18 protein-coding genes are annotated in these 21,120 nt (G+C 57.5%); 14 read left to right on the top strand and 4 right to left on the bottom strand.

Going from position 1 to position 21,120, the window contains the following annotated elements; all coding sequences use genetic code 11:
• Positions 1-106 precede the first annotated feature (106 nt).
• The 3 genes from U1140_RS02725 (at position 107) to eccB (ending at position 3,640) form a co-directional block, all read left to right on the top strand.
• Positions 107-1,009 carry a metal-dependent transcriptional regulator gene (locus U1140_RS02725; protein ID WP_369845946.1) on the top strand — a complete coding sequence of 301 codons (903 nt, stop codon included), beginning with the start codon at positions 107-109 and terminating at the stop codon, positions 1,007-1,009.
• Entirely contained in the window at positions 999-1,880 is an 882-nt protein-coding gene (truA, locus tag U1140_RS02720; protein ID WP_369845945.1) for a tRNA pseudouridine(38-40) synthase TruA, read from the top strand. The genes U1140_RS02725 and truA overlap by 11 nt, the downstream gene beginning before the upstream one ends.
• 197 nt (positions 1,881-2,077) lie before the next feature.
• On the top strand, positions 2,078-3,640 hold the full coding sequence (eccB, locus tag U1140_RS02715) for a type VII secretion protein EccB (RefSeq protein WP_369845944.1): 1,563 nt from the start codon (positions 2,078-2,080) through the stop codon (positions 3,638-3,640).
• A gap of 21 nt (positions 3,641-3,661) precedes the next feature.
• On the opposite strand, the gene U1140_RS02710 is transcribed toward eccB, so the two are convergent.
• Together U1140_RS02710 and eccD are read right to left on the bottom strand one after the other, a co-directional pair.
• On the bottom strand, positions 3,662-5,131 hold the full coding sequence (locus tag U1140_RS02710; protein ID WP_369845943.1) for a S8 family serine peptidase: 1,470 nt from the start codon (positions 5,129-5,131) through the stop codon (positions 3,662-3,664).
• Positions 5,131-6,498: a type VII secretion integral membrane protein EccD gene (gene eccD, locus U1140_RS02705; protein ID WP_369845942.1), complete on the bottom strand. Its 1,368-nt coding sequence runs from the start codon at positions 6,496-6,498 to the stop codon at positions 5,131-5,133. The genes U1140_RS02710 and eccD overlap by 1 nt, the downstream gene beginning before the upstream one ends.
• A 186-nt stretch (positions 6,499-6,684) precedes the next feature.
• Here eccD and eccCa point away from each other — a divergent pair, with 186 nt between their 5' ends.
• The 7 genes from eccCa to U1140_RS02670 all read left to right on the top strand — a co-directional run bounded on the left by eccCa (position 6,685) and on the right by U1140_RS02670 (position 14,651).
• Positions 6,685-10,674, top strand: coding sequence for a type VII secretion protein EccCa (eccCa, locus tag U1140_RS02700; RefSeq protein ID WP_369845941.1), 3,990 nt, complete (start codon positions 6,685-6,687; stop codon positions 10,672-10,674).
• The gene (locus tag U1140_RS02695; RefSeq protein ID WP_369845940.1) at positions 10,671-11,963 is read left to right on the top strand and encodes a type VII secretion-associated protein; all 1,293 of its coding nucleotides are present in this window, start codon (positions 10,671-10,673) and stop codon (positions 11,961-11,963) included. Before eccCa ends, U1140_RS02695 begins: the two co-directional genes overlap by 4 nt.
• Before the next feature lie 157 nt (positions 11,964-12,120).
• Positions 12,121-12,438 (top strand): WXG100 family type VII secretion target, encoded by a 318-nt coding sequence (locus U1140_RS02690; RefSeq protein ID WP_306515426.1) that lies wholly within the window; start codon positions 12,121-12,123, stop codon positions 12,436-12,438.
• A gap of 151 nt (positions 12,439-12,589) precedes the next feature.
• Complete coding sequence (locus tag U1140_RS02685) at positions 12,590-12,877, top strand: WXG100 family type VII secretion target (protein WP_306515427.1); 288 nt, start codon at positions 12,590-12,592, stop codon at positions 12,875-12,877.
• Between the two features lie 286 nt (positions 12,878-13,163).
• On the top strand, positions 13,164-13,607 hold the full coding sequence (rplM, locus tag U1140_RS02680; RefSeq protein ID WP_306515428.1) for a 50S ribosomal protein L13: 444 nt from the start codon (positions 13,164-13,166) through the stop codon (positions 13,605-13,607).
• Positions 13,607-14,146 carry a 30S ribosomal protein S9 gene (gene rpsI / locus U1140_RS02675; RefSeq protein ID WP_369845939.1) on the top strand — a complete coding sequence of 180 codons (540 nt, stop codon included), beginning with the start codon at positions 13,607-13,609 and terminating at the stop codon, positions 14,144-14,146. The genes rplM and rpsI overlap by 1 nt, the downstream gene beginning before the upstream one ends.
• A gap of 325 nt (positions 14,147-14,471) precedes the next feature.
• Positions 14,472-14,651 (top strand): antitoxin, encoded by a 180-nt coding sequence (locus tag U1140_RS02670; protein ID WP_369845938.1) that lies wholly within the window; start codon positions 14,472-14,474, stop codon positions 14,649-14,651.
• 4 nt (positions 14,652-14,655) lie between these two features.
• Here the strand turns inward: U1140_RS02670 and U1140_RS02665 are convergent, their stop codons facing one another.
• Positions 14,656-16,035 carry an MFS transporter gene (locus tag U1140_RS02665; protein WP_369845937.1) on the bottom strand — a complete coding sequence of 460 codons (1,380 nt, stop codon included), beginning with the start codon at positions 16,033-16,035 and terminating at the stop codon, positions 14,656-14,658.
• Between the two features lie 109 nt (positions 16,036-16,144).
• Between U1140_RS02665 and glmM the strand changes: the two genes are divergently transcribed.
• The 4 genes from glmM to U1140_RS02645 all read left to right on the top strand — a co-directional run bounded on the left by glmM (position 16,145) and on the right by U1140_RS02645 (position 19,974).
• Entirely contained in the window at positions 16,145-17,488 is a 1,344-nt protein-coding gene (gene glmM / locus U1140_RS02660; protein ID WP_369845936.1) for a phosphoglucosamine mutase, read from the top strand.
• A 227-nt stretch (positions 17,489-17,715) separates the two neighbouring features.
• Complete coding sequence (locus tag U1140_RS02655; RefSeq protein WP_369845935.1) at positions 17,716-18,042, top strand: hypothetical protein; 327 nt, start codon at positions 17,716-17,718, stop codon at positions 18,040-18,042.
• Positions 18,026-19,612 carry a hypothetical protein gene (locus U1140_RS02650; protein WP_369845934.1) on the top strand — a complete coding sequence of 529 codons (1,587 nt, stop codon included), beginning with the start codon at positions 18,026-18,028 and terminating at the stop codon, positions 19,610-19,612. Before U1140_RS02655 ends, U1140_RS02650 begins: the two co-directional genes overlap by 17 nt.
• Positions 19,612-19,974: a hypothetical protein gene (locus U1140_RS02645; protein WP_369845933.1), complete on the top strand. Its 363-nt coding sequence runs from the start codon at positions 19,612-19,614 to the stop codon at positions 19,972-19,974. The genes U1140_RS02650 and U1140_RS02645 overlap by 1 nt, the downstream gene beginning before the upstream one ends.
• 31 nt (positions 19,975-20,005) lie before the next feature.
• On the opposite strand, the gene U1140_RS02640 is transcribed toward U1140_RS02645, so the two are convergent.
• Positions 20,006-20,845 carry a dienelactone hydrolase family protein gene (locus tag U1140_RS02640; RefSeq protein WP_369845932.1) on the bottom strand — a complete coding sequence of 280 codons (840 nt, stop codon included), beginning with the start codon at positions 20,843-20,845 and terminating at the stop codon, positions 20,006-20,008.
• Between the last annotated feature and the right edge of the window lie 275 nt (positions 20,846-21,120).

The raw sequence follows: 21,120 nt of genomic DNA, 5'->3' as shown, positions 1-21,120 counted from the left end.
GGATAATTAGAATCCTAGACCTTGATTTTTGATTCTTCAACTGCATTTATTACACCCATGACCCCAACCGTGCTAAGGCCTGTGACAGGCCGCTAAAATGAATCGCATGCATATTGGTGAGCTTCCGCAACGCACACAGGAATATCTGAAATTGCTGTGGGGAATTTCCGAGCGTTCGGGAGAATCCGGTGGCCAAGCATCGGTCAGTCTGTCGGATTTATCGCGCCGCGCCAAACAGAAAAATTCGACAACCTCCGAAGCCATTAAGCGTTTGCAGGCGCGTGGTCTGGTCGAACACGAACCGTATTCCGGGGTCAAGCTCACCGAACTCGGAGCTCAGCTCGCGGTCATGATGATTCGACGGCACCGTTTGATTGAGACTTTTCTCGTCGAAACCCTGGGCTATACCTGGGACGAGATCCACACCGATGCCGATTTGCTCGAACATGCGGTGACCGACCGCTTCATCAACCGAATTGATGCACTGTTGGATTTTCCGACGCGTGACCCGCACGGAGACCCAATCCCATCGATCGACGGCAGCGTCGAAGACCTTGGCGTGATGAGCTTGGCGGAATGCGTTCCGGGGGTTACCCCTGCTGCCAAGCGCGCCGCCAATGCCAACGCCGACGCCAACACTGCCAACACTGCCAATACTCCCAACACTGCGAACGCCCCCAAATCCGCTGACGGCTCAGGGCCACTAGAGCCTGGCTCGACGGATGTTGCCGCCGGCATTCCCGTGGTGATTGAACAGGTCAACGACGAAGACCCAGAGCTGCTGCGGTACTTGGCTGCCAACGACATCGCGCCGGGCTCTCGCGTCCGCGTCGCCAGCCCGTCGGTGGCTGGATTGGTCTACGTGCAGGTGCTGTCGCCGTCGACAAACGAGCCTGTGGGAGAACCCGTAGCGTTGGCGATGAAAGCGGCAGCCGATGTGAAAATCAGCGTGGATACCGGCGCGCTTGCCGACGGACCAGCCGACGGTGGCACCACCGATGGACGCTAATTCGCACACCACCGCATCCCAGCAGGTCCGGCTGCGCATCGATCTTGCCTATGATGGCACGGATTTTCACGGCTGGGCACGACAGAAACCGCAGCACGACGGACGCGAACTGCGCACCGTGCAAGGGGTTGTTGAAGATAATCTATCGCTGGTGTTGCGCGCGCCGTTGCAGCTGACGGTCGCCGGACGCACCGACGCTGGGGTGCACGCGGCGGGCCAGGTGTGCCACGTTGATGTGCCTGCAGAATCGTTGCAGCAACGTTCCATCGACGGTGAACCACACAAATTGGTGCGTCGTCTTTCGCGCTTGCTTCCCGACGACATTCGCATCAACGCCGTAGCGTTTGCCCCTGCTGGTTTTGATGCCCGGTTTTCGGCATTGCGGCGTCATTACGAATACCGGGTGAGTGCGCACCCGGGCGGGGTTTTGCCGACCCGTGCGCGCGATACCGCAGCTTGGGCTGCTCCGGTTGATTTCACCGCGATGCAAGATGCTGCCGACGCGTTGGTGGGATTCCACGATTTTGCTGCGTTTTGTAAAGCAAAACCGAACGCCACGACGGTGCGCGATCTGCAAGTGTTTCGGTGGGTGGACGTATCAAGCGCTAGCGAGCCGTCGACGTATCTCGCACACGTGGTTGCTGATGCGTTTTGTTGGTCAATGGTGCGCAGTCTCGTCGGCACGTGTTTGCAGGTAGGCGCCGGTAAACGCGAGGTCGATTTCGCTGCTGCGTTGCTTGGGGAAGCCTCGCGAAGCTCGAAAATACAAGTGGCACCCGCGAATGGTTTGAGCCTGGTGCGCGTGGACTACCCCGCTGATGCGGAATTGGCGGCGCGCGCCAGCGAAACCCGGCAGCGTCGAAGCCTCTAATCGGCCTGTCTGTGTTCTTTACGGCGGCGTATATTGTGGTATAGGTTACTAGGCTATTAAGGTATTAAGCTGCGATAGTAAGTTGCTCATCGACTTAGCTGCTAGCACACCAAGCTGCTGGGGCATATGCTCGCAGCGACATAAGCTCTCAGCGTTTCTGGGGGAGAAAATTTCGGGGGAGGAGATTGTCTGTGGCTATGGGGGATAGCAACAGTACGAACACGAGCAATAGGCGTGGGCGCGCACCACAAACCATGCTGCCGACGACAAAGGCGCAGGTGAGTGGTCATAAATTCCTTCGGCGCCGTGTCGAACACGGGGTGGTTACCGGCGATATTCGGATGATCCACGATCCGTTAGCCAGCCGTCGTCGCGCGCTGATCTTCGGCACGGTCGCCACTGCGCTCATCGGTGCTGGCGCGGGCGTGCTTGCCTGGTTGTCGCCAGAGCCGGACCCTGGAGAGGCGAGGATCGTGCGTGGTGATCACGGCCAGTTATATACCTTGCTGGATGGACGGTATCACCCGACGGCGAATTTAGCTTCCGCGCGGTTGTTGGCCGGAAGCCCGGAAGATCCAGTTGCTGTCGGTGCCGCTCATCTTGCCGAACATCCGCACGGCATTCCAATCGGGATCGAAGGCGCACCGGATAACCTGCCCACTGCGGATGATCTAACCGGAGACTTACTACCAGCGGGTGCAGCAGATTCCGTCGACCCAGCCCCTGCCTGGGCTGGTTGTGTCGACTATGACACTGCTGCTGTGAGCGTCGTTGCGGATAATCCCCAGGAGACTTTGTTGTTGGATCCTGCCGACGACGATGCGGCTGCCCTCGTCGAAGCCGCCGGGAAGCAGTGGTTGGTTACTGCCTCTGGCCGCGTGGAAATCCCCAACGATGACAGCAGCTTCTCTCGTGCTTTACGACGCGGGCTGGGCATTACTCAACAGACCCCGGTGTGGGCGGCGCCCGGAGAGCTAGTCGCGAGTTGGTCACAGCTACCGGCTTGGCGGATTCCGGCTTCCCCAGATCGACCAGAATTGTTGGAGATCGATGCTGCTGGGGAAAACCAGTGGTGGGCGGTCGTGGCGGCGCCAGGCGATGCACGGGAAACAGTCGTGCCGATTACACAGACCCAAGCACAGATTTTGCAGGAAGTTGGGGCCACGACCAGCCAGGCCAAGCCAGCGGTGTTGAATGATTATGCCGATGCAAATACAGGTGCGGGTGCTGCCGAGCTGCCATGGCATCTTCCGGAACAGGCTCCAGAATTTCTGGCCGCGGCCGACGGGCAGATCTGTGCCGACGGCGCCGGTGATACCGACGACGGTGCCGCCAAAACAGGCACTCCCGAAACAGACATTTCCGAAACAGCTGCCGCCGGTGAACTACTAGTGCTTGCCACCAGCGATTCTGGCAGCGATGCACAAAGCGGTAGTCACGGTCGTACTGGCAGTGATGGCGAGTCTGTAGATGACGAGCTGCTGAGTGCCAGCACCGTGGAACTGCCTGGTGATGCACCCGCAGATTATTTCGTGACCACCAGGACTTTCAGCCACGGCATTGCCAGCGAACACGGTTACCACCTGCTGACTCCGGCGGGCACGGTACATGATGTTGCCAGTGCAGAAAATCTGCAGGCCCTCGGTGCTGCGGTGGCTGACGATGAGATCGCTGTAGAAGAAATCTCGTGGGATATTTTGCGTCTACTGCCGAAAGGGCCGGGCTTAGACGAAGAATCTGCCCGGCAGGTCCGGCACTAGGAATAGGCATAAGCATAGACATTATTTCCGGGATTTTCGCAGTCCACAGCTGCTGAAGACCACCGCAGTAATGAAAATCGCTACCGCGAATACCACTCTGCTGCGCACGCTCACGGTGTCCTCAGCCTGCGCCACTTCTCCTGCCACTAGCCGGGGCTTCGCTTCCTGGTCATCAGTTGTGCCTGGTGTATCTCGCGTGGGGTCCGGCTCTAAAACCGGTGCCGGATGGCTAATCACCCGCGCCGGGTCGATCACACCGTGTTGTGGATAAGCAGCGGTGTGCAAAAAATCGCGGATCGCAGCTGCGCTGGCATGCGGATAGCGCTCGCGCATGAGAGCAACGGTTCCGCTTACCACCGGTGCCGCAAAACTCGTGCCCTGTAAGGCTGCTGGTTGACCATTTCGTATAGTTCCTGCCACCCATGCCTGCGAACTGGGTGATAAGCCGACGTGCACACGACCCGGCGCGGCAAACGCGTTTCCTTCGGGTTGCGGCATGGAATATTCTGCGTGCTGATGCGGGGTGGCAATAGCGCCGACGGTGATCACTGTGTCGCTATTTCCCGGGAAAACCACCGAGTCCGGTTCGCACCCGTCTCCAGCGTTTCCTGCGGCAGCGATAATGGGAACGTTGGCTGCTTCGGCGCGGGCCAGGGCGTCGTCAAGCACTTCTGTGTTTAAAATCTCTGCTTGCTCGGGTGGGATGCATGATACGACCGAGGCATTGATGACCTGCGCATCGTGGTCGAGCGCGGTATGTATGGCATGCGCAAAACTCCCCAGCGTGCCGGTTAGTGAGGTCTCTGGCGCAGCAGGATTGTCCGGGCCGGATTCGTCGTCAAGCGCGCCGCCGGGTTCGTTCGAGCTGTAGTGCGCGGAGGACTGCCGAATCGACAAGATTTCTGCATCCGGCGCCACTCCAGCATGGTTTGCACTAATAATGCCAGCGACGATGGTGCCGTGCCCGTCGCAATCGTGCAGGGGATCGTTTTCTGCGGGGGAGACCAGGTCAGCGATGGGTTCTACAGTGAGCTGTTCGTGGGCGAAAACGCCGGTATCAATCACGGCAACGCGCACCCCAGCGCCAGTGGCGAAACGGTGTGCGCTGCGGTAATCCGTCTCGATGGGTGCGGGGAGTCCTGCTGCTTCTGCTTGCTGCGAAGGCTCCGGCTGGGATGACGTGTTGTCGGCATAAGCCTCGTGCCAGGGCTGAGAAAACTCTGCGGCAGGTGGCAGCTCAGTAGGCGCTGGGGCCAGTATTGGCTCGACGCACTCTACGGTTTGGCGAACGGTATGTTCACCGGCGGTTTGCGCTTGCGCTTGCGCGAAAGGCGGGTGGGCTAGCGCTAGCGCAATCCCGACGACGAGTCCTGGACCACCGGGCAGGCCGGAAAACACGTTGGTGGTGGTGTTATCGGAATCGGAGACTTGGTGTCCGCGCTGTCGACGCAGCAGCGGGTGCACAGCCAAGTTGTGCGCTGTTGTCATCATCAACCCAACCCCCGAATCATTGCGAACACTCCCATTACCTGCAACGCGAGCGGCAAACATGCCGCGACCGCGAGTGATTCGGCGCGCTCCAACCACACCATCGTCGTGGGCTCAATATCCCTGATCCGCGGCACCCACAACGGGCTGGCAGCAGCGGCCAATCCCACGACGGTAGCCACGCCGATCGCGAACGGCTGCTGCAACCCTGCCCACACGCTGATTCCCACAGCTACTACGGCGGCAGCAACGACCAGCAATAATGCCCACACCGCCACGTTGTGGTGATGACGAGCAGCGTGTAGACAGACCGCACCGGCGACGGCTAAACACACCATTTGCGCAAAGATATCGCCAGTGCTTGCCACACTGAGCAGCGCTGGTACCACTAAGCACGCAATTCCGCTGACGATGCCGGCATGCACGTCGTGGGTGCGACGTGCGAGCGCCAATGACTTTTCTTCGGCAGATCGACTACGCGCTCCGTGCTGATCACTCACTGAAAGTTCTTGTCCAGCGGTCGGTAAACGTGGGATTGGGATCCCGGAAAATTTCGTCGCCAACATGGGCGCGAGCGCCAAGCCGAGTATCGCCAGGGCAATGATGGCTCCGGCAAAACTGCTGCGCATGCTTGCCGACGGCAGTGCCAGGCCAGAGCTTGCCAGCACCAGCAACACCGCCGCGGTAAGCAGTCCAGTGGTCGAATGCGTGGTCAGTGCCCGATAGAAGGCCATGAGCACCAGCACCAAGACTGCGACAGCTACACCTGCCAGCAGCGCCCAGGCAGTGTTAGCCGCAGTAAGCTCCGCCCATAACTTCGTCGGTGAACCTGCAGGTTGTAGCCCCCACGCCACCGCGCTGCCCGCCGTGAGCCCAGCAAAAAGCACCGAGGCTATCGCCACGGCATGGAGATTGCGTTGCCACGGGACGAGCACCGCACCGAGTACTGCCGCTAGCGCGAAGGCGAGCCACCACCAGGACAGCCCTGCGACCACAAAAGCGATTCCCAGCTGTGCGGCCAGTACCACGGTGGTGAGTTGACGCTGCGAATGCGCACCATGGGCGGTAGCGGCTAATGATTCTGCGGAATCACGCACAATCGGAGCGCGGAGCTCTTCTCGTGGATGTACTACGACGGTATCGCCGTCGGCAAGCCCAATTTCACTGACTGGCGAGCCCATATCTAATGGTTGTCCCACCACGGTGGAAGCTTGCCAGGGTTTGCTGATCCGCGGTGCTTGGCACAACTGCGCACAGCGCGGCAACAATTCCAACAGTGAGGCTTGCCGCGGGACCGCCACATCGACCTCGCGGGAAAACTCCCCCACCACAAAACATAAAGAAACACGCAAGCACTGCGTGAGAGACATGAAAATTCCCCTCCCGAAAATTCCCCTCCCGATGTGCGCACGCATTTGCTAGGGGACGTGCACACTGAATTCCTTACCCCCGTAATGTTATTGTGACCTACAATGTGGCGTGTGTCTAATGATCGGGGAGGGATCATGAACTGGGGAGGGACACGCTAAGGGGGAATTGATGCTCGGGGAGGGAATATGAGCACCACACATACAGCAAGTAACGCACCTGCGATCAACGACATCTCACGTGCGGCGGGTTCTGCAGCAGCCGGGCCGGCCGGGCCCCAAGAATTCACGATTGAACCCATCACGGCGAGTCAACGCGATCCACTGCCACCGCTTCCACAGGGAAGTTTGCAGATCGACGCCGTGCCCGCAGCACAAAAACCACAAGCGGTGCCCATGCTGCGAATTTTACTACCAGTGGTGATGATCGCCGTGTTGGTGCTGCTGGTCGGAGTGATGTTTTTCGGTGGCGGTTCTATCAACGGGGTGGGCATGTCGCCGATGCTGTTGATTTTTCCTTTGATGATGGTGATGTCGATGGCGATGATGTTCATGCCGCAGGGCCAGCAAGCAGATGCGGACGATACCCGACGCACCTACCTGCGGCACCTCGACGTCATCCGTGACAAAGCAGAAACTCATGCCGACGAGCAACGCAGACACCAACTGGCCCGCCACCCACACCCGGCCGATTTGTTTGCGCGGTTGCAGTCCAGACGCCTGTGGGAGCGAGCAGCTGACGACGAGGACGCGTTACAAGTTCGCTTGGGGCTAGGCGAGGCGGATCTGTGTACCCCGGTGGAAGTCAGTGAATCCGGTGCTCCGGAAGACCTGGACCCGGTGTGTGCCGTGAGCGTGCGTCGTACCGTCGACCAGATCTCGCAGGTAGCGGAGCTGCCGATCGTCGTCCAGCTGCAGGCATTTAGCTGCATCGGCATTTCCGGGGTGCATGCTCGCAAGCTGGCGCGGGCGTTATTAGCGCAGCTCGTGGTGCATCACGGGCCGGAGACCGTAGGCATCACCGTGATCGCTGACGAGGAAGCTGACGTTTCGCACCACGAACACACTCGCGGTGCGAGCGCACGGAGCCAGGAGTGGGATTGGTTGAAGTGGTTGCCGCATACTCGTGCCCCGGAAGACGCGCGCTACCGCATCGTGCTTGTCGACGAAGTACCGACCACGGGAACCGAGCCTTTCTTGGTTGACGACGAGGCGACAACCATCATTGACATTGGCTCGCGCAGCACCACTGCACTGGGAATCCGCGCAGACATGGAAGGCCTGGTGCTGTTTGCTGATGATGAGCTAGCCGTGCACACCGAAGCGGGCATGGAAACGCTAGGGCGCACCGATACGCTTGCCGCAGGTGAGCTGCGCGCCTTAGCGAAAGCACTCGCGCGATATTCTCGCCCTTATGCCACGACTGGTGGTGGCGAGACGAGACGCAACGAACTCGGCGCCCTGTTGGGGGTTGATGACCTGCGAGAATTGGATAACTCCACGATGTGGCCTGAGCGGCAACGCGATGACCGCCGTCTGACCGTGCCCATCGGATTAGGGCCGGAGAAAACTCCAGTGCAGCTGGATTTAAAAGAGTCCGCTCACGGTGGCATGGGGCCACACGGTCTGTGCATCGGCGCAACCGGGTCCGGCAAATCAGAGCTGCTCAGAACACTAGTCACTGCATTGGCAGCCACTCACAGCCCAGAAGAATTGAACTTCGTATTGGTCGATTTCAAAGGTGGCGCAACATTTCTAGGATTGGATACGCTGCCGCATACCTCGGCGGTGATCACCAACTTAGAAGACGAAGCCGTGCTGGTAGACCGCATGTTTGATGCGCTTTCCGGCGAGATGAATCGTCGCCAAGAAGTGTTGCGCAAGGCCGGAAATTTCGCCAACGTCAGTGAATACAACAAGGCGCGCCGGGACGGGCGCAGTGATTTGCAGCCGCTGCCTGCCTTAGTAATCATCGTCGACGAATTTTCGGAATTGTTGGGCCAGTTTCCCGATTTTGCTGATCTGTTCGTTGCGATCGGCAGGCTCGGACGCTCGTTGCATGTGCATTTACTTCTTGCCTCGCAGCGATTGGAAGAAGGTCGTCTGCGTGGTTTGGATTCGCACCTGTCTTATCGGATCGGGTTAAAAACGTTTTCGGCGATGGAATCCCGGCAGGTGCTGGGAACATCTGATGCGTATCATCTGCCGAATCAGCCGGGCGCAGGTTATGTAAAAACCGATGCCGAACAGCTGCAGCAATTTCAAGCGGCGTATGTCTCTGGGCCTGTCGAAACCGCACGCGCCGGTCGTGGTGGAAGTGTTGGTGCCGGGGGCGAAGGCAGTGGCGGCGGCAGTGGCGGTGGCGCCGAAGAGTTTCTGGTGCGTGAATTCACCAGCTGGGACGATATTGCTGAGCTTGGCGGTGAAACCGGCACCCCCGAACTAGCTGCAGGCACTGAGCTGGCTGAAGTGGGGCACGACAGCGATCGTGGGACCACGATGGATGCCGTCGTCACAGCCAGCATTGCAACAGCTCAGACGCGTGAACAGTCTGCCCACCAGATTTGGTTGCCGCCGCTACCGAAGTCCATCGAATTGGCGGCTGTGGCAGAACGTTCAGGTGCGCTGCGTACCGGCATTGGTATCGTCGATAAGCCTTATCACCAGCGCCAAGATGTGCTCGAGATCGATTTTTCTGCCCACGGCGGCCACCTTGCTATTTGTGGAGGCCCGCAAATGGGCAAGTCAACCGCGTTGCGTACGATGGTGGCTTCGTTAGCTGCCACGCATTCCACCGCAGAAACCCGCTTCTACGTCATCGACCTGGGTGGCGGCCAGTTGGAAACGCTGTCACGGTTACCGCATGTCGCCGGGGTGGCAGGGCGCTCGCAACCAGAGCGGGTGCGGCGCATCGTGGATGAAGTGCGCGGACTGATCACTAAGCACAATGGTGCTGGTCATGATGGCGCCGCTTCTACTGATCAGCACACATTCTTGATCGTCGATGGGTGGCATAACATCGGAACTTCGACCGCAGAATTTGAAGATCTCGCCGAACCGATTACCCAGATTGCAGCCGATGGCCCGAGCGCCGGGATCCACGTGATTGTTGCGACGCCACGGTGGAACACATTGCGGCCAGCGATTCGCGACCTCATCGGCACCAGGTTGGAGCTGAAACTCGCTGAATCCATGGATTCACTGTGTGATCGAAAGCTGCAAGAAAAACTTCCTGCACTGCCAGGCCGCGGGGTTGGAACAGACAAGAAATATTTGCTGATCGCGCAAAGTTCGAATCAGGATTTAGCGCACATCGCAGCTGTGAGTGCAGAACGTGGAGATCGACCAGTCGACAGTTTGCGAGTGCTGCCTGCTGCGGTCAGTCAAGCTGAGCTTATCGACGGCGAATTTGCAGAGACTACGGTGCACAGTGAACACGGGAGCAGTGTGTCCGGCTTGCCTGCGGCAGCTGGCTTCCCGTTGGCTTTGGGCGGGCCGCAGTTGGCACCACTTGCCTGGGATCCGTCGACAAGCGACCACTTCGTGTGCGTCGCCGCGCGAGGAATGGGTAAGACCACGACGTTGCGCTCGATTATCGCCGGGATCACCAAGCTCGGGAGTCAGCGGGCCCGCATGGTAGTCGTTGATCACCGTCGCGCGCATTTGGGACGCATTGACCAAGAAATGTTGGCGGCGTATGCACATTCGGCACCACAGACCGAAACGACTTTGGCCGACACGGTGACCACCTTGCGCCAGCGTTTACCGTCGGCAGAGATCACCCCGGAACAACTTGCGCGGCGCGATTGGTGGGAAGGCCCGGAGATATTCCTTGTCATTGATGATTATGACTTGGTTGCCGATAACGTGTTGCACCCTTTGGTCGAGTTAATTCCGCACGCGCGGGACATCGGTATGCACCTGGTGATTGCCCGCAAGTCTGGTGGGTTCAACCGTGCGGCGTTCGGCCCAGTGCTCAGTGCAATTCGTGATTCCCAGCCATGCATGGTGGTGCTGGGATCGGAGAAAGACGATGGCCCATTTTTCGGCATTAAACCCCCGGCGCAGCCTTCTGGTGGTCCGCATCCAGGGCGCGGTATATGGCATGACGACGGTTCGACGGTCGGAGCATGCCAGATCGCATATTCGACAGATGAATCTGAGGAGGCCCAGCCATGACCCGGACCAACAGCCATGTTGATAAAGCGCCAGACCGCGCTGAAGAGATTGCCGAAGCTCAGGTCACGGTCAATTTTTATGAGGATACGACGGTGTTCGGGATCGCGGATACCGAGGAGACCATCGTGCGCTATGACCTGCCGGCTCGCGGAATCACTGAGGGCTGGACCGTTTCTGCCGTGCTGGAACAAACCCAAGCGATGGCGCCACAGGATTGGCCGGAAGTCGTCGTCGCCGTGCTTGCCGACGACCGGGCTGTCCGCGAGGATTTCACCCGTGTGCTGAGCAAACAAGGCGTGAATGTGCTTGTCGACGAGCCCTGCGCAACAGACCATGCAGGTGGAGCTGACGGGCAAGACGATAGCGATGAAGCACGCGAAATAGTCGATGCAGACGAACCAGACCATGTAGGTGGAGCTGACGATATTGGTGATATTGACGGTGTTGACGGTATTGATGGTACTGACGATGTAGACGATCCCGGTGGCCTAGGTACTGATGGTCTAGGCGATGCTGCAGCAGAGCCAGTCGGTGTAGATGCCTTCGCGGATGCCCGTGAGGGAATTAACCAGCGTGCGATGCACAACCGTTCCTCTGGTGGCAGTTTCGTGCACCTGGTTGCACGGAAACCTCGCCGCCGTCGGCATGCCAAACGCGGCTGGCGGCCGAGTCGGGTGCAGTGCATGCTGGTTGCGGGCGTAGTGATCGCTGGTTTATCCGGGTGGTGGTTGGTTGATCGTTACAGCGGAGAACACGGTACTGGGCATAATACCGATGCAGTATTGGCGCAGACTGCTGATGTGGGCGAGACCCCTGATGCAGCCGAAAAGGCAGAGCTGAGTACGGAAAATCCTGTTCCGGAACAACTGCCGACAATGGTCCATGAGCATTCCGGTTTACGGCTAGTTACCCCACGCGGTTTTACCATCGGCGATAGCTCGCAGCCAGGCGTGTTCGCCGCCAGCGGAGAAGATCCGAATCTGCGCATTTATGTCACGAGCGATCAATTGCATGACGATCCCGCAGCAGAGGTCGATATTGATGCTGTATTCGGAGATATTTTGGACACCGTTGCTGCGAGTCCAGATTTGCAGGAAGGGCGACGGGAAGATGAACCACGCCAGCAGGTGCGCTATGTGGAAAACCCCGGGGATCAATCACGGATCAGCTGGACCAGCTGGGTCGACGGTAATCAACAACTGACGGTTGGATGCCACAGCAGATTCGCTTTTAGCCAGGAACAAAAACATGCTTGTGAACTGGTGCGAAACAGTTTAGAGAGAATCTAAAAAACTTTTTCGCGGATGAGGGAACCGGCCACGCTTTGTGTAAGTCCAATGTCAATGAGAGCGATGAGATGAAGCTGGACTAGACGTTGGAATAGATACCGAAATCTCTTATCGTTCGAGCAAATGTGAAAACTTTCTATTTCGGGGAGAGAATTTTATGGCACAGCAATTTGCCACTGAAGCAGACGTCATGGTTGCGACCGCCGGCCGTGTCGATACCGTCAACAACGAGGTGCAGTCTGAATTAACTCGCTTGCAGGGCACCGTCGATGGGGTCCGTGCAAATTGGCAAGGTAACGCACAGGTTTCATTCGATAATTTGATGCAGCGCTACCAGCAGTCTGCGAATGAATTGCAAAATGCGTTGGCAGCTATCAGCGATAACATCCGCAGCAATGCGCACCACTTCGACGATATGGAAGCGCAGAACGCGCAGGCATTCAACAACGTTGGCGGTGCAGGCCTGGCGCTGTAGCCCGTATGTGCACGCGTTGTATTTCTACGCAGGCGCAGCCCCACCGAATTCTCAATGTGTGAATGCACCACAATGGGCGCACCCTGACTCATTCATGAATGGGCGCAACCTACCGATCACAACCTACTGATATTGAAAGGTCGAAATCGTAATGTCACAAATTAAATACCAATTCGGCGCCATCCAGGCGGCCGCTGCAGATATTAATTCCACCTCTGCCCGTATCAATGGGCAACTCGATGATCTGAAAGCGCAGCTGCAGCCTATGGTTTCCACCTGGGAAGGCGAATCCAGCATCGCCTACCAAGAAGCTCAGGCGCGCTGGGACCAGGCTGCTGCAGAACTCAACCAGGTTCTGGCGACGATCTCGCGCACGGTCAGCAGCGGCAATGATGCGATGAGCGATGTCAATCGCGCTGCGGCAGCATCGTGGAGCTGATCGAGAGGTATGGAATCTTGAGTGAGGACCGTGAGTAATTAACGAAGCTTTCTCGTGTGGCGCACTCCCGTAGGCTGTTTATTGGCTACGGGAGTGTTTTTCTAGTAAGGTTAGCTAGCTGTATGCCCTGCTGGCTTGCATACCAGCTCGCGGAATTCTTACGGAGTTCCTGAGTTGACGTGAGGCAGCAACACTACCTGCAGGTCTCCACCGGCCGCTGTGGGGTATTGCGAGGCATTCGAGAGAAGTTGGCCGGCAGTCCAAGACAGACTTTCAAGGAGTCATTGTGTCTACATTCCACCCAAAAAGTGGTGACATTACCCGTAAGTGGTATGTCATCGATGCCACCGACGTGGTGCTGGGTAAGCTTGCTTCCACTGTCGCAGATCTTTTGCGCGGTAAGCACAAGCCTCAGTTTGCACCCAACGTTGATACCGGCGATCACGTCATTATCGTCAACGCTGACAAAGTTCACATCTCCGCAAACAAGCGTGAGCGTGAGATGCGCTACCGTCACTCCGGATACCCAGGTGGTCTGAAGACCATGACCCTTGGTCAGTCCCTGGATAACCACCCAGAGCGCACCGTCGAAGAAGCTATCCGTGGCATGATGCCACACAACAAGCTGACCGGTGAATCCATTAAGAAGCTCCACGTTTTCGCTGGTTCCGAGCACCCATACGGTGGCCAGAAGCCAGAAAAATTCGAATTTAAGCAGGTGGCACAGTAATGACTGATCAGAACTTTGAAGAGAACACCGTCGCCGACGCTTCCGACATCGCTGCTGCAACCGCAGCGACCGAGCAGTTCAGCAACACCATCGGTGATTCCTTGGCACCAGAATCTTCCGAAGAGGTAGAAACCGCTGCTCCGGAAATTCACGAAGGTCCAATTCAGACCGTTGGTCGTCGTAAGCGCGCTGTTGCCCGTGTACGCCTGGTTGAAGGCTCCGGCCAGATCGTTGTCAACGGCCGTAGCTTTGAGGATTACTTCCCATCCAAGCTGCACCAGCAGGACATCATGACCCCGCTGACCCTGCTCGAGCGTGAGAACCAGTTCGACATCAAGGTCACCCTTCACGGCGGTGGCCCAACCGGTCAGTCTGGTGCACTGCGTTTGGCTATTGCTCGCGCGTTGAACGTCTATAACCCTGCTGAGCGCGACCAGCTGAAGAAGGCTGGCCTGCTTACTCGTGACGCTCGTGCCGTTGAGCGTAAGAAGGTTGGTCTGCACAAGGCACGTCGTGCCCCGCAGTACTCCAAGCGTTAAGCCTTTCTCACAGCTTTTCTGCTTACGGCAGCTTCGTCCGATGCTTTTGGTATCGGGCGGCTGCACAGCCACAAGCCGCTGCTTCCTACTCGGAGGCGGCGGCTTTTGTGCGTTGCGGATTAAACTGCATTGCGGATAAAGCTCAGCCCCGGGAATGTTTGAGCTGTAGGCTCCGGAAATCACAGAGTTTACCGGTCCTAGGGGCGCAGGGGCGCAGGGGCGCATGGGTGGCATGTCAGACTCAACGTAGTTAAGTTGGGACGTGTCGCCTTGTGCGGCACAAGTTAGACAGATTCGACAGAGCTCGAAACGAAAGGAAAGCAAAATGGGAATTTTTGATAAGGCCAAAGATGCTATCGATTCGGACAAGGTCGAAGAAGCTACCAACGAAGGTCTGGACAAGGCAGAGGATTTTGCCAAGGACAAGTTGGGTGAAGATAAAGCAGAGCACGTCGACAAGGCTCGTGATGCCATCGACGATAAGCTCGGTAACAACGACAACTAGCTGATTAGCGCAGTTGCTTGCCTTTTTGTTCTGGCAATTGGAATGCGGCGAAGGCAGCGATCGCGAAACTCACTCCAAACAACACGAACAGCAAACCCTGGCCGCCGATATTGAGAACTACTGGCACCAATAACGGTGCCAGTATCGATGCCAGCCTGCCGAATCCAGCGGCAGCACCAGTTCCTGTCCCGCGCAGCGCCGTCGGATAGAGTTCTGGCCCAATCGCGTACAGCGCACCCCAGGCACCCAGGTTAAAGAAGCTGAGCAGGCACCCCGCGATAATGATCATCGCTTCGGTAGAACTGAAGCCATACAACCCGGCTGCCAGTGCAGAACCAGCCAAAAACGTCGCCAAGGTTGCCCGCCTGCCCCAACGTTCAATCAACCAGGCGGCCACGGCATAACCTGGTAGCTGCGCCAGGGTGATGATCAGCGTGAACCCGAACGATTTCACCAGGCTAAAGCCCTGGTCGTGCAGCAATGACGGGATCCAGATGAAAGCCCCATAGTATGACAAGTTGATACAGAACCAAATGATCCACAGGTTGCGGGTGCGTGAACGCAGCGACGGCGACCAGATGGATTTTCCGCCGCGCACACCAGCTTTTTCTTGCACTTCATCAGTACGTTGCGGCAGACGCTTGGCCTGCCACTTCAGGCGTGGTGAATCTTCAAACTCTTGCACCACCCTTTCGGCCTCGCGCGTTTTCCCGCGGCTTTCCAAATAGCGCACCGATTCTGGCAGCGCCATGCGGATGACTAGACCGTAGATCGCCGGGATACAGCCTAGAGCTAGTGCCCAACGCCAGCCGTTATCACCGGATGCCACCACGAATGTTCCGATCACCGCAGCCAAAATCCAGCCTACGGCCCAGAATGCTTCCAGAATGACCACCATGCGGCCACGAATCGAGCGCGGTGCGAATTCAGCCACGTATGTCGAAGCCACAGGAAGCTCTGCGCCTAGCCCAAGCCCAACGATAAAACGCAGCACGATGAGCACTGCCAGCGAACCGGCCAAGGCAGATGCGCCTGTCGCTAAGCCATAAATTAGCAGCGTGGCGGCGAAGATCTGCCGTCGTCCGAATTTATCCGCTAATAAACCGCCGAGCGTGGCACCGATAGCCATGCCCACAAATCCGATGGATCCCAGCCACGATGCCTGCCCAGGTGAGAGCCCCCACTGGGCGACGAGTGCGGCCATCACGAACGAAATCAGGCCGACGTCCATGGCATCGAGTGCCCAGCCAATCCCGGAACCGCCTAGTAATTTTCCGTGTGCGCGGGTAAGCGGTAGTCGGTCGAGTCGTTGGCTGCGGGTGAGCTGCTGTGTTCCGGAACCAGGTGGTTGCGGTACACCAGGTGAGCGGGAGGAAGAATTCATGGCTTATAGGCTACTCGGGCGATAAAGGAAAGGCTCGCATAATGGACATGAATTGGTGAACGCGCGCATATTAGACAGTGCCATCCGGTGAGGGTGCATAATTGTAGGCATGACTCGTCTATTTGGAACCGATGGTGTCCGTGGCCACGCTAATGAGGTGCTTACCGCGCCGCTTGCCCTGCGACTGGGGGCGGCGGCTGCAGAAGTGCTGACCTCACAGCGCGATATGCAGGGCCGTAGGCCCACCGCCATCATTGGCCGTGACCCGCGGGTGTCCGGAGAAATGTTGGCTGCCGCGATGGCAGCAGGTATGGCATCTCGTGGGGTGGATGTGTTGCGCGTCGGCGTCGTACCCACCCCTGCAGTGGCCTTTCTTACCGACGACTACGGCGCGGATATGGGCGTGATGATTTCCGCCTCACACAACCCAATGCCGGATAACGGCATCAAGTTCTTCTCCTCGGGCGGGCGCAAATTGCCTGATCACGTAGAAGATGAGATCGAAGACCGCATGAAAGTCTTGGACGAATCCGGCCCGACGGGTTCTGCCATCGGGCGCGTGGTCGAAGAATCTCCGGATGCGCATGAACGCTATCTGACGCATTTGCAGGAAGTGTGCTCGACGGATTTGTCGGGGCTGCACGTCGTCGTCGACTGCGCGAATGGCGCTGCTTCGAAGATTGCCCCGGAAGCCTATGCGGCGGCAGGCGCTCGCGTCGATGCGATCTATAACGCTCCCAATGCCTACAACATCAACGATGATTGCGGATCTACGCACATGGACAAGGCACAAGCCGCGGTGGTCGAATACGGCGCCGACCTGGCGCTGTCTCACGACGGCGATGCCGATCGGTGTTTAGCAGTCGATGCCGAAGGCAACGTCGTTGACGGTGATCAGATCATGGCGATTCTGGCCGTCGGCATGAAAAATGATTCTGACCTGCGCCACAACACTTTGGTTGCTACCGTGATGTCGAACCTGGGTCTGAGTTTGGCGATGCAGGAACAAGGCATCGAGGTGATCCAGACCAAGGTGGGCGATCGCTATGTCGTCGAAGCTCTCAACAAGGGCGGGTTCAGCCTCGGCGGCGAACAATCCGGCCACATCGTGCTGCCCGAGCACTGCACCACTGGCGACGGCACCTTGACTGGATTGCTGTTGATGTCGCAGATGATTAAAACCGGCAAGAGCCTTAAAGAGCTTGCCGACGTGATGACCGTGTTGCCCCAGGTATTGATCAACGTCCCAGTCTCAGATAAATCGGCGATCATGAGTAACGACGAGGTCCGCGCAGCGATTGCCAAGGCAGAAGATGAGCTTGGTGGGGGCGGTCGCGTGCTGTTGCGACCATCTGGCACCGAAGAATTGTTCCGCGTGATGGTAGAAGCAGAACAAGAAGAAACCGCACGTAAAGTAGCAGGTCAACTAGCTGCGGTGGTCTCAGCCGTGTAAACAGCGAAAAGAAATTCAAACTTTGCGGAACCGCATCTGTAATTCCACAGTCCAATAAGCGCGAGACAACGTTCAATTTGCGGCATCGTTTAATTCGTTACGACGTTTAACTCGTTACGACAGTTAATACGATGCAACGAATAATAACAGTGATCTCGTCCAGTGGAGTGATTATGTCTCATACTCACTTCATCTTCTGTGTAGTGGAAAAGGAGGTGCGGTTTTTCGTGTCTGATCTCGACTTTGATTCTGCGGCAGTGCGCGAGAGATTCCAGCACGTGGTTCTTGCCGACGACGCCCATCGAGATGCTCATTTAGCTGATCGTCCCGCTTATCCTGCCCAGGCGGCAGGGTGCGGATTTAGCCACTACGGTGCGCGTATTGCTGCGGCACTCGAAGCAGTACATGCTCAGGGTAGTGCGCGGATTTCCCGGCGCCAGCAGACCGCGCACGCGGGCATTCGTGAATGCGACCAATTCTGTGCGCAAGACGAGCGCAACGCGGCACCATTCGGTGCCCAGCAGTTAGGCGGGGCTGATGAGCATACAAGTTAACCGGTTACTCAATGATTTTCAGCACTGCCTCGCTGAACTCGCTGTGGTCTCAGGTGGTAGCTATGTGCCACCCGTGGGCGTGATCGAGACGATGCGTGAAGCCGCAGGCAAGGTTGATGGGCTTGATTCGGCACAACTGGTAGCGCAATCGTCGGCAGCTGCTGGAGCTCGGCGTGATAAAGGTGATGGTTTTCGCGCTGTGCTGGATGTGCTGTCAGCAGGGTCGGGCATGCAGCTTGCTGGAGGTGCTCTAGAAGAACTGCTGCGCCGGTTTCAGTCAGATCATGAAGAAGACCAGGCTGCCGGCCGAGAATTCGCTGATGGTGCTCAGAATTGTGGAAATGCGGTCGATGATATTCGTGACAGTTCAGAAATTGGACTCACAGAGATCCTAGGTTCCACAATCCCGGTCGTGCAGATTGTCACTCGCTTGTTGCGACTGCACCCTGTGATGCGCATGGGCGGGATAATTGCAACTCTGGCGAACATGATTATTGAACCTGCGGTTAGTTCATTTATGCGAGTCGTCGGCGATCGTGATGACGCTATTTCTGGTTGTTACGAGGAATTTCTACGGCGCTGCGAGCAGATGTGCGACAAGAAATTGGTAGATCCGCCTGCTGGAGGCTCCTGCCAGCCGGAACAGCACTCTAGCCAGCCCGGCAAGGAAGTACATTCCGGCAAAGATATGCATACGGAAAAACAGCAGGTGCAGACAGAACAGCAGGCAACGACGCAATCCGCGCAGACGCAATCGGCCCAAACGAAACAGTTTGAGACCAAGCCGTTGGACAAGCCATTAGAACCGGTGCCACCAGCGAAACCAGTGCCTGAAGCACCGACGAATCCTGCAGGACAAGCAGAACCTTGTGAACCCCAGCAGCCGTGCACCCCGCAATCGGGACAGCAGCCCGTACTAGAGCCTGAGCAAACGCAACCGGGGCAGGCACCAACGATTCGTGCGGCTAGCTCGATCCAGTCCAGTTGCGAAATAGATATTTGCTGTATCGGGCAAATGGCGGCGGCCGGGTTGGGCATGGCAGCAATTGGTGCGCAGTTGGTCATCGATACGGCAACACAGTGCTTGGAGCAGATGGATTGTGAAGTTCCGCAACCACCAGCACCTGAACCACAGCCGGTAGTAGAATCCGACTGCCCTCCGGAACCAGCCCCGCAACCGGTCGCTGAACCAGCCCCGGAACCGGAGCCCGAGCCGGAACCCTGCCCGGATCCACAAGAAAAACCGGACCCAGAACCAATTCCTGAACCAATCCCAGAACCGGACCCTGAACCGGCTCCAGAACCAGTTCCGCAGGAAGAAACTATCGAGCGCCCAATGCCGGAACATTCTGTGGATAAGAAACAATTCCATTCCGGCCCAGCGCAGGTAGCGCCAGAACCGCAGGCGCAACCGGAAACCGACGTAGAACAAGCACCGCAGCCTGCGCCGAACCCGCAGCCTGAGCCCGCATCGGCTCCAGAACAATCAACGAAGAATGATCAGGAAGTACCGGCTGCCGGAGATGAGCGAGCAGCGAATGGTAATACTCACAGGATGGGACAGTGGTAATGGAATTTGCAGAGTTCGCAGAAAAATTCCGGGAACGCACAGCCAAGCGACTGCTGGAGTTTGAAGACAAACTCGAAAAAGCACAACAGGAGCTGGAAAAACAGGCCCAACAGCAAGCACAAACGCAGGCCGGGCAACAGGCTAAACAGAATTCGCAGCAGCGGGAAGAAGTCGCCCAGCGTGAAGCCAATGCGTGGTCTGCGCAATCGCAGCGCCAAGCTGAACCAAATCCTTACCGTGCGCGGCGATACGGCAACAACGCGCCTGCTAATTCGGTTTCTGGCGTTAATCACTTGCGTGATGCGACTCGGGCGGGCAGGCCGCGCCAGGTGAAATCAGTGCTGCGCCGCGGGCCAGATTAAAATCAGCGAAATAGCCTGAGCAATAGAAAAACTAGGTCAGTTTGCTGAGCAGGCCGTCTGGTTTTTGATGCTCGTTGAGTTCTTCGCCGGTCGCACTCACAAAACCTTTGCCTGCAGCTTCCGGGTCAGAGAAATCAGCGTATTTTTTGTCGCCATTAAGCTGGTGAAGCAAAAATCCGGTCGTTAAACCGCGGGCGGTTTCAACCGCGGAGGCCTTTCCGACTCCGATACCTAAGAATAACTTCCGCAGGGTGTCTTCTGTGAAGGTCGCTTGTTTGCCATTATCTACGGCGCGGTAGCAGACTTCGCCCTTCCAGTTTTTTGCTAACTCTGGTGGGTTACCAGCGGAGAAAATATCGGATTTCTCTGGGCCAATGATCAAGCCCGGCTTGTCAATGTATTTCGCTGCTTCCTGAGATGATGGCGAAGTCTGCGCTGGGTATAAGGCGCCAACGCAGCATACCTTCTCATTTTCTAATGCTGCTAATACCGCTGTGCCACCGCCCATGCCGTGGCCAATCACGGCAAGTTTATTCGGGCTTACCGTGATATTTCCTTGACCCAATTTCACCCCAGCGGCAATTTGCAACGAGGTTTCTAAATCTGAAGCGAAAGCACGGTGGTCCGGCCACAGACCGGTTTCTGTTTCCGGTGCAACAGCCACGATGCCCCAGCTAGCCAGGTGGCGCAGGGTTTGGCGGTAATGCTTCAACGGCACCCGCCAATCGTGCCCAAACGCTACGGCAGGCAGGGAACTGCCTTCGGCCGGGGCATAAATCTTGCCGGGCAGGCCGGCATAATCTAAATCGCCAACCAGCACACGGTGCGGGCCGCGCTTGGACAGGTTTGCTAGGTGCTTCTTAAGACTCACACAGAACAGCCTAATGTATTGCGCTTGCTCGCGGTGGTTTGCCATCGCTATAAATAGGCGGTTTTGCAAAACTTATCCGCATTAGTCTTGTGTGCGAAGAATCGACAGTTCCTGCTGCGGCGCTTTCCAACCGCACACTGGATTCCTGTGCCCAGCAAGACCACGCTGGATTCCCGTGCCCAGCAAGACCACGCCGTATGCCCGCTGAGTACGCACACCGTGAGCACCAAGTACGCACAAAGTGCGCACAGAGTGTTTGCCGAGTGCCCCGGATT

Origin of the sequence: Corynebacterium drakensteinense (assembly GCF_041224285.1) — a bacterium.
Lineage (GTDB): Bacteria > Actinomycetota > Actinomycetes > Mycobacteriales > Mycobacteriaceae > Corynebacterium.
The sequence above is the reverse complement of the archived record's forward strand: the minus strand, read 5'-3'. Positions and strand labels throughout refer to the sequence as shown.

What these genes read in the sequence shown, in the direction of transcription:
- U1140_RS02725 (WP_369845946.1), top strand. Translation starts at nt 107, where the DNA reads ATGCATATTGGTGAGCTTCCGCAACGCACACAGGAATATCTGAAATTG.
- truA (WP_369845945.1), top strand. Translation starts at nt 999, where the DNA reads ATGGACGCTAATTCGCACACCACCGCATCCCAGCAGGTCCGGCTGCGC.
- eccB (WP_369845944.1), top strand. Translation starts at nt 2,078, where the DNA reads ATGGGGGATAGCAACAGTACGAACACGAGCAATAGGCGTGGGCGCGCA.
- U1140_RS02710 (WP_369845943.1), bottom strand. Translation starts at nt 5,131, where the DNA reads ATGATGACAACAGCGCACAACTTGGCTGTGCACCCGCTGCTGCGTCGA.
- eccD (WP_369845942.1), bottom strand. Translation starts at nt 6,498, where the DNA reads ATGTCTCTCACGCAGTGCTTGCGTGTTTCTTTATGTTTTGTGGTGGGG.
- eccCa (WP_369845941.1), top strand. Translation starts at nt 6,685, where the DNA reads ATGAGCACCACACATACAGCAAGTAACGCACCTGCGATCAACGACATC.
- U1140_RS02695 (WP_369845940.1), top strand. Translation starts at nt 10,671, where the DNA reads ATGACCCGGACCAACAGCCATGTTGATAAAGCGCCAGACCGCGCTGAA.
- U1140_RS02690 (WP_306515426.1), top strand. Translation starts at nt 12,121, where the DNA reads ATGGCACAGCAATTTGCCACTGAAGCAGACGTCATGGTTGCGACCGCC.
- U1140_RS02685 (WP_306515427.1), top strand. Translation starts at nt 12,590, where the DNA reads ATGTCACAAATTAAATACCAATTCGGCGCCATCCAGGCGGCCGCTGCA.
- rpsI (WP_369845939.1), top strand. Translation starts at nt 13,607, where the DNA reads ATGACTGATCAGAACTTTGAAGAGAACACCGTCGCCGACGCTTCCGAC.
- U1140_RS02670 (WP_369845938.1), top strand. Translation starts at nt 14,472, where the DNA reads ATGGGAATTTTTGATAAGGCCAAAGATGCTATCGATTCGGACAAGGTC.
- U1140_RS02665 (WP_369845937.1), bottom strand. Translation starts at nt 16,035, where the DNA reads ATGAATTCTTCCTCCCGCTCACCTGGTGTACCGCAACCACCTGGTTCC.
- glmM (WP_369845936.1), top strand. Translation starts at nt 16,145, where the DNA reads ATGACTCGTCTATTTGGAACCGATGGTGTCCGTGGCCACGCTAATGAG.
- U1140_RS02650 (WP_369845934.1), top strand. Translation starts at nt 18,026, where the DNA reads ATGAGCATACAAGTTAACCGGTTACTCAATGATTTTCAGCACTGCCTC.
- U1140_RS02645 (WP_369845933.1), top strand. Translation starts at nt 19,612, where the DNA reads ATGGAATTTGCAGAGTTCGCAGAAAAATTCCGGGAACGCACAGCCAAG.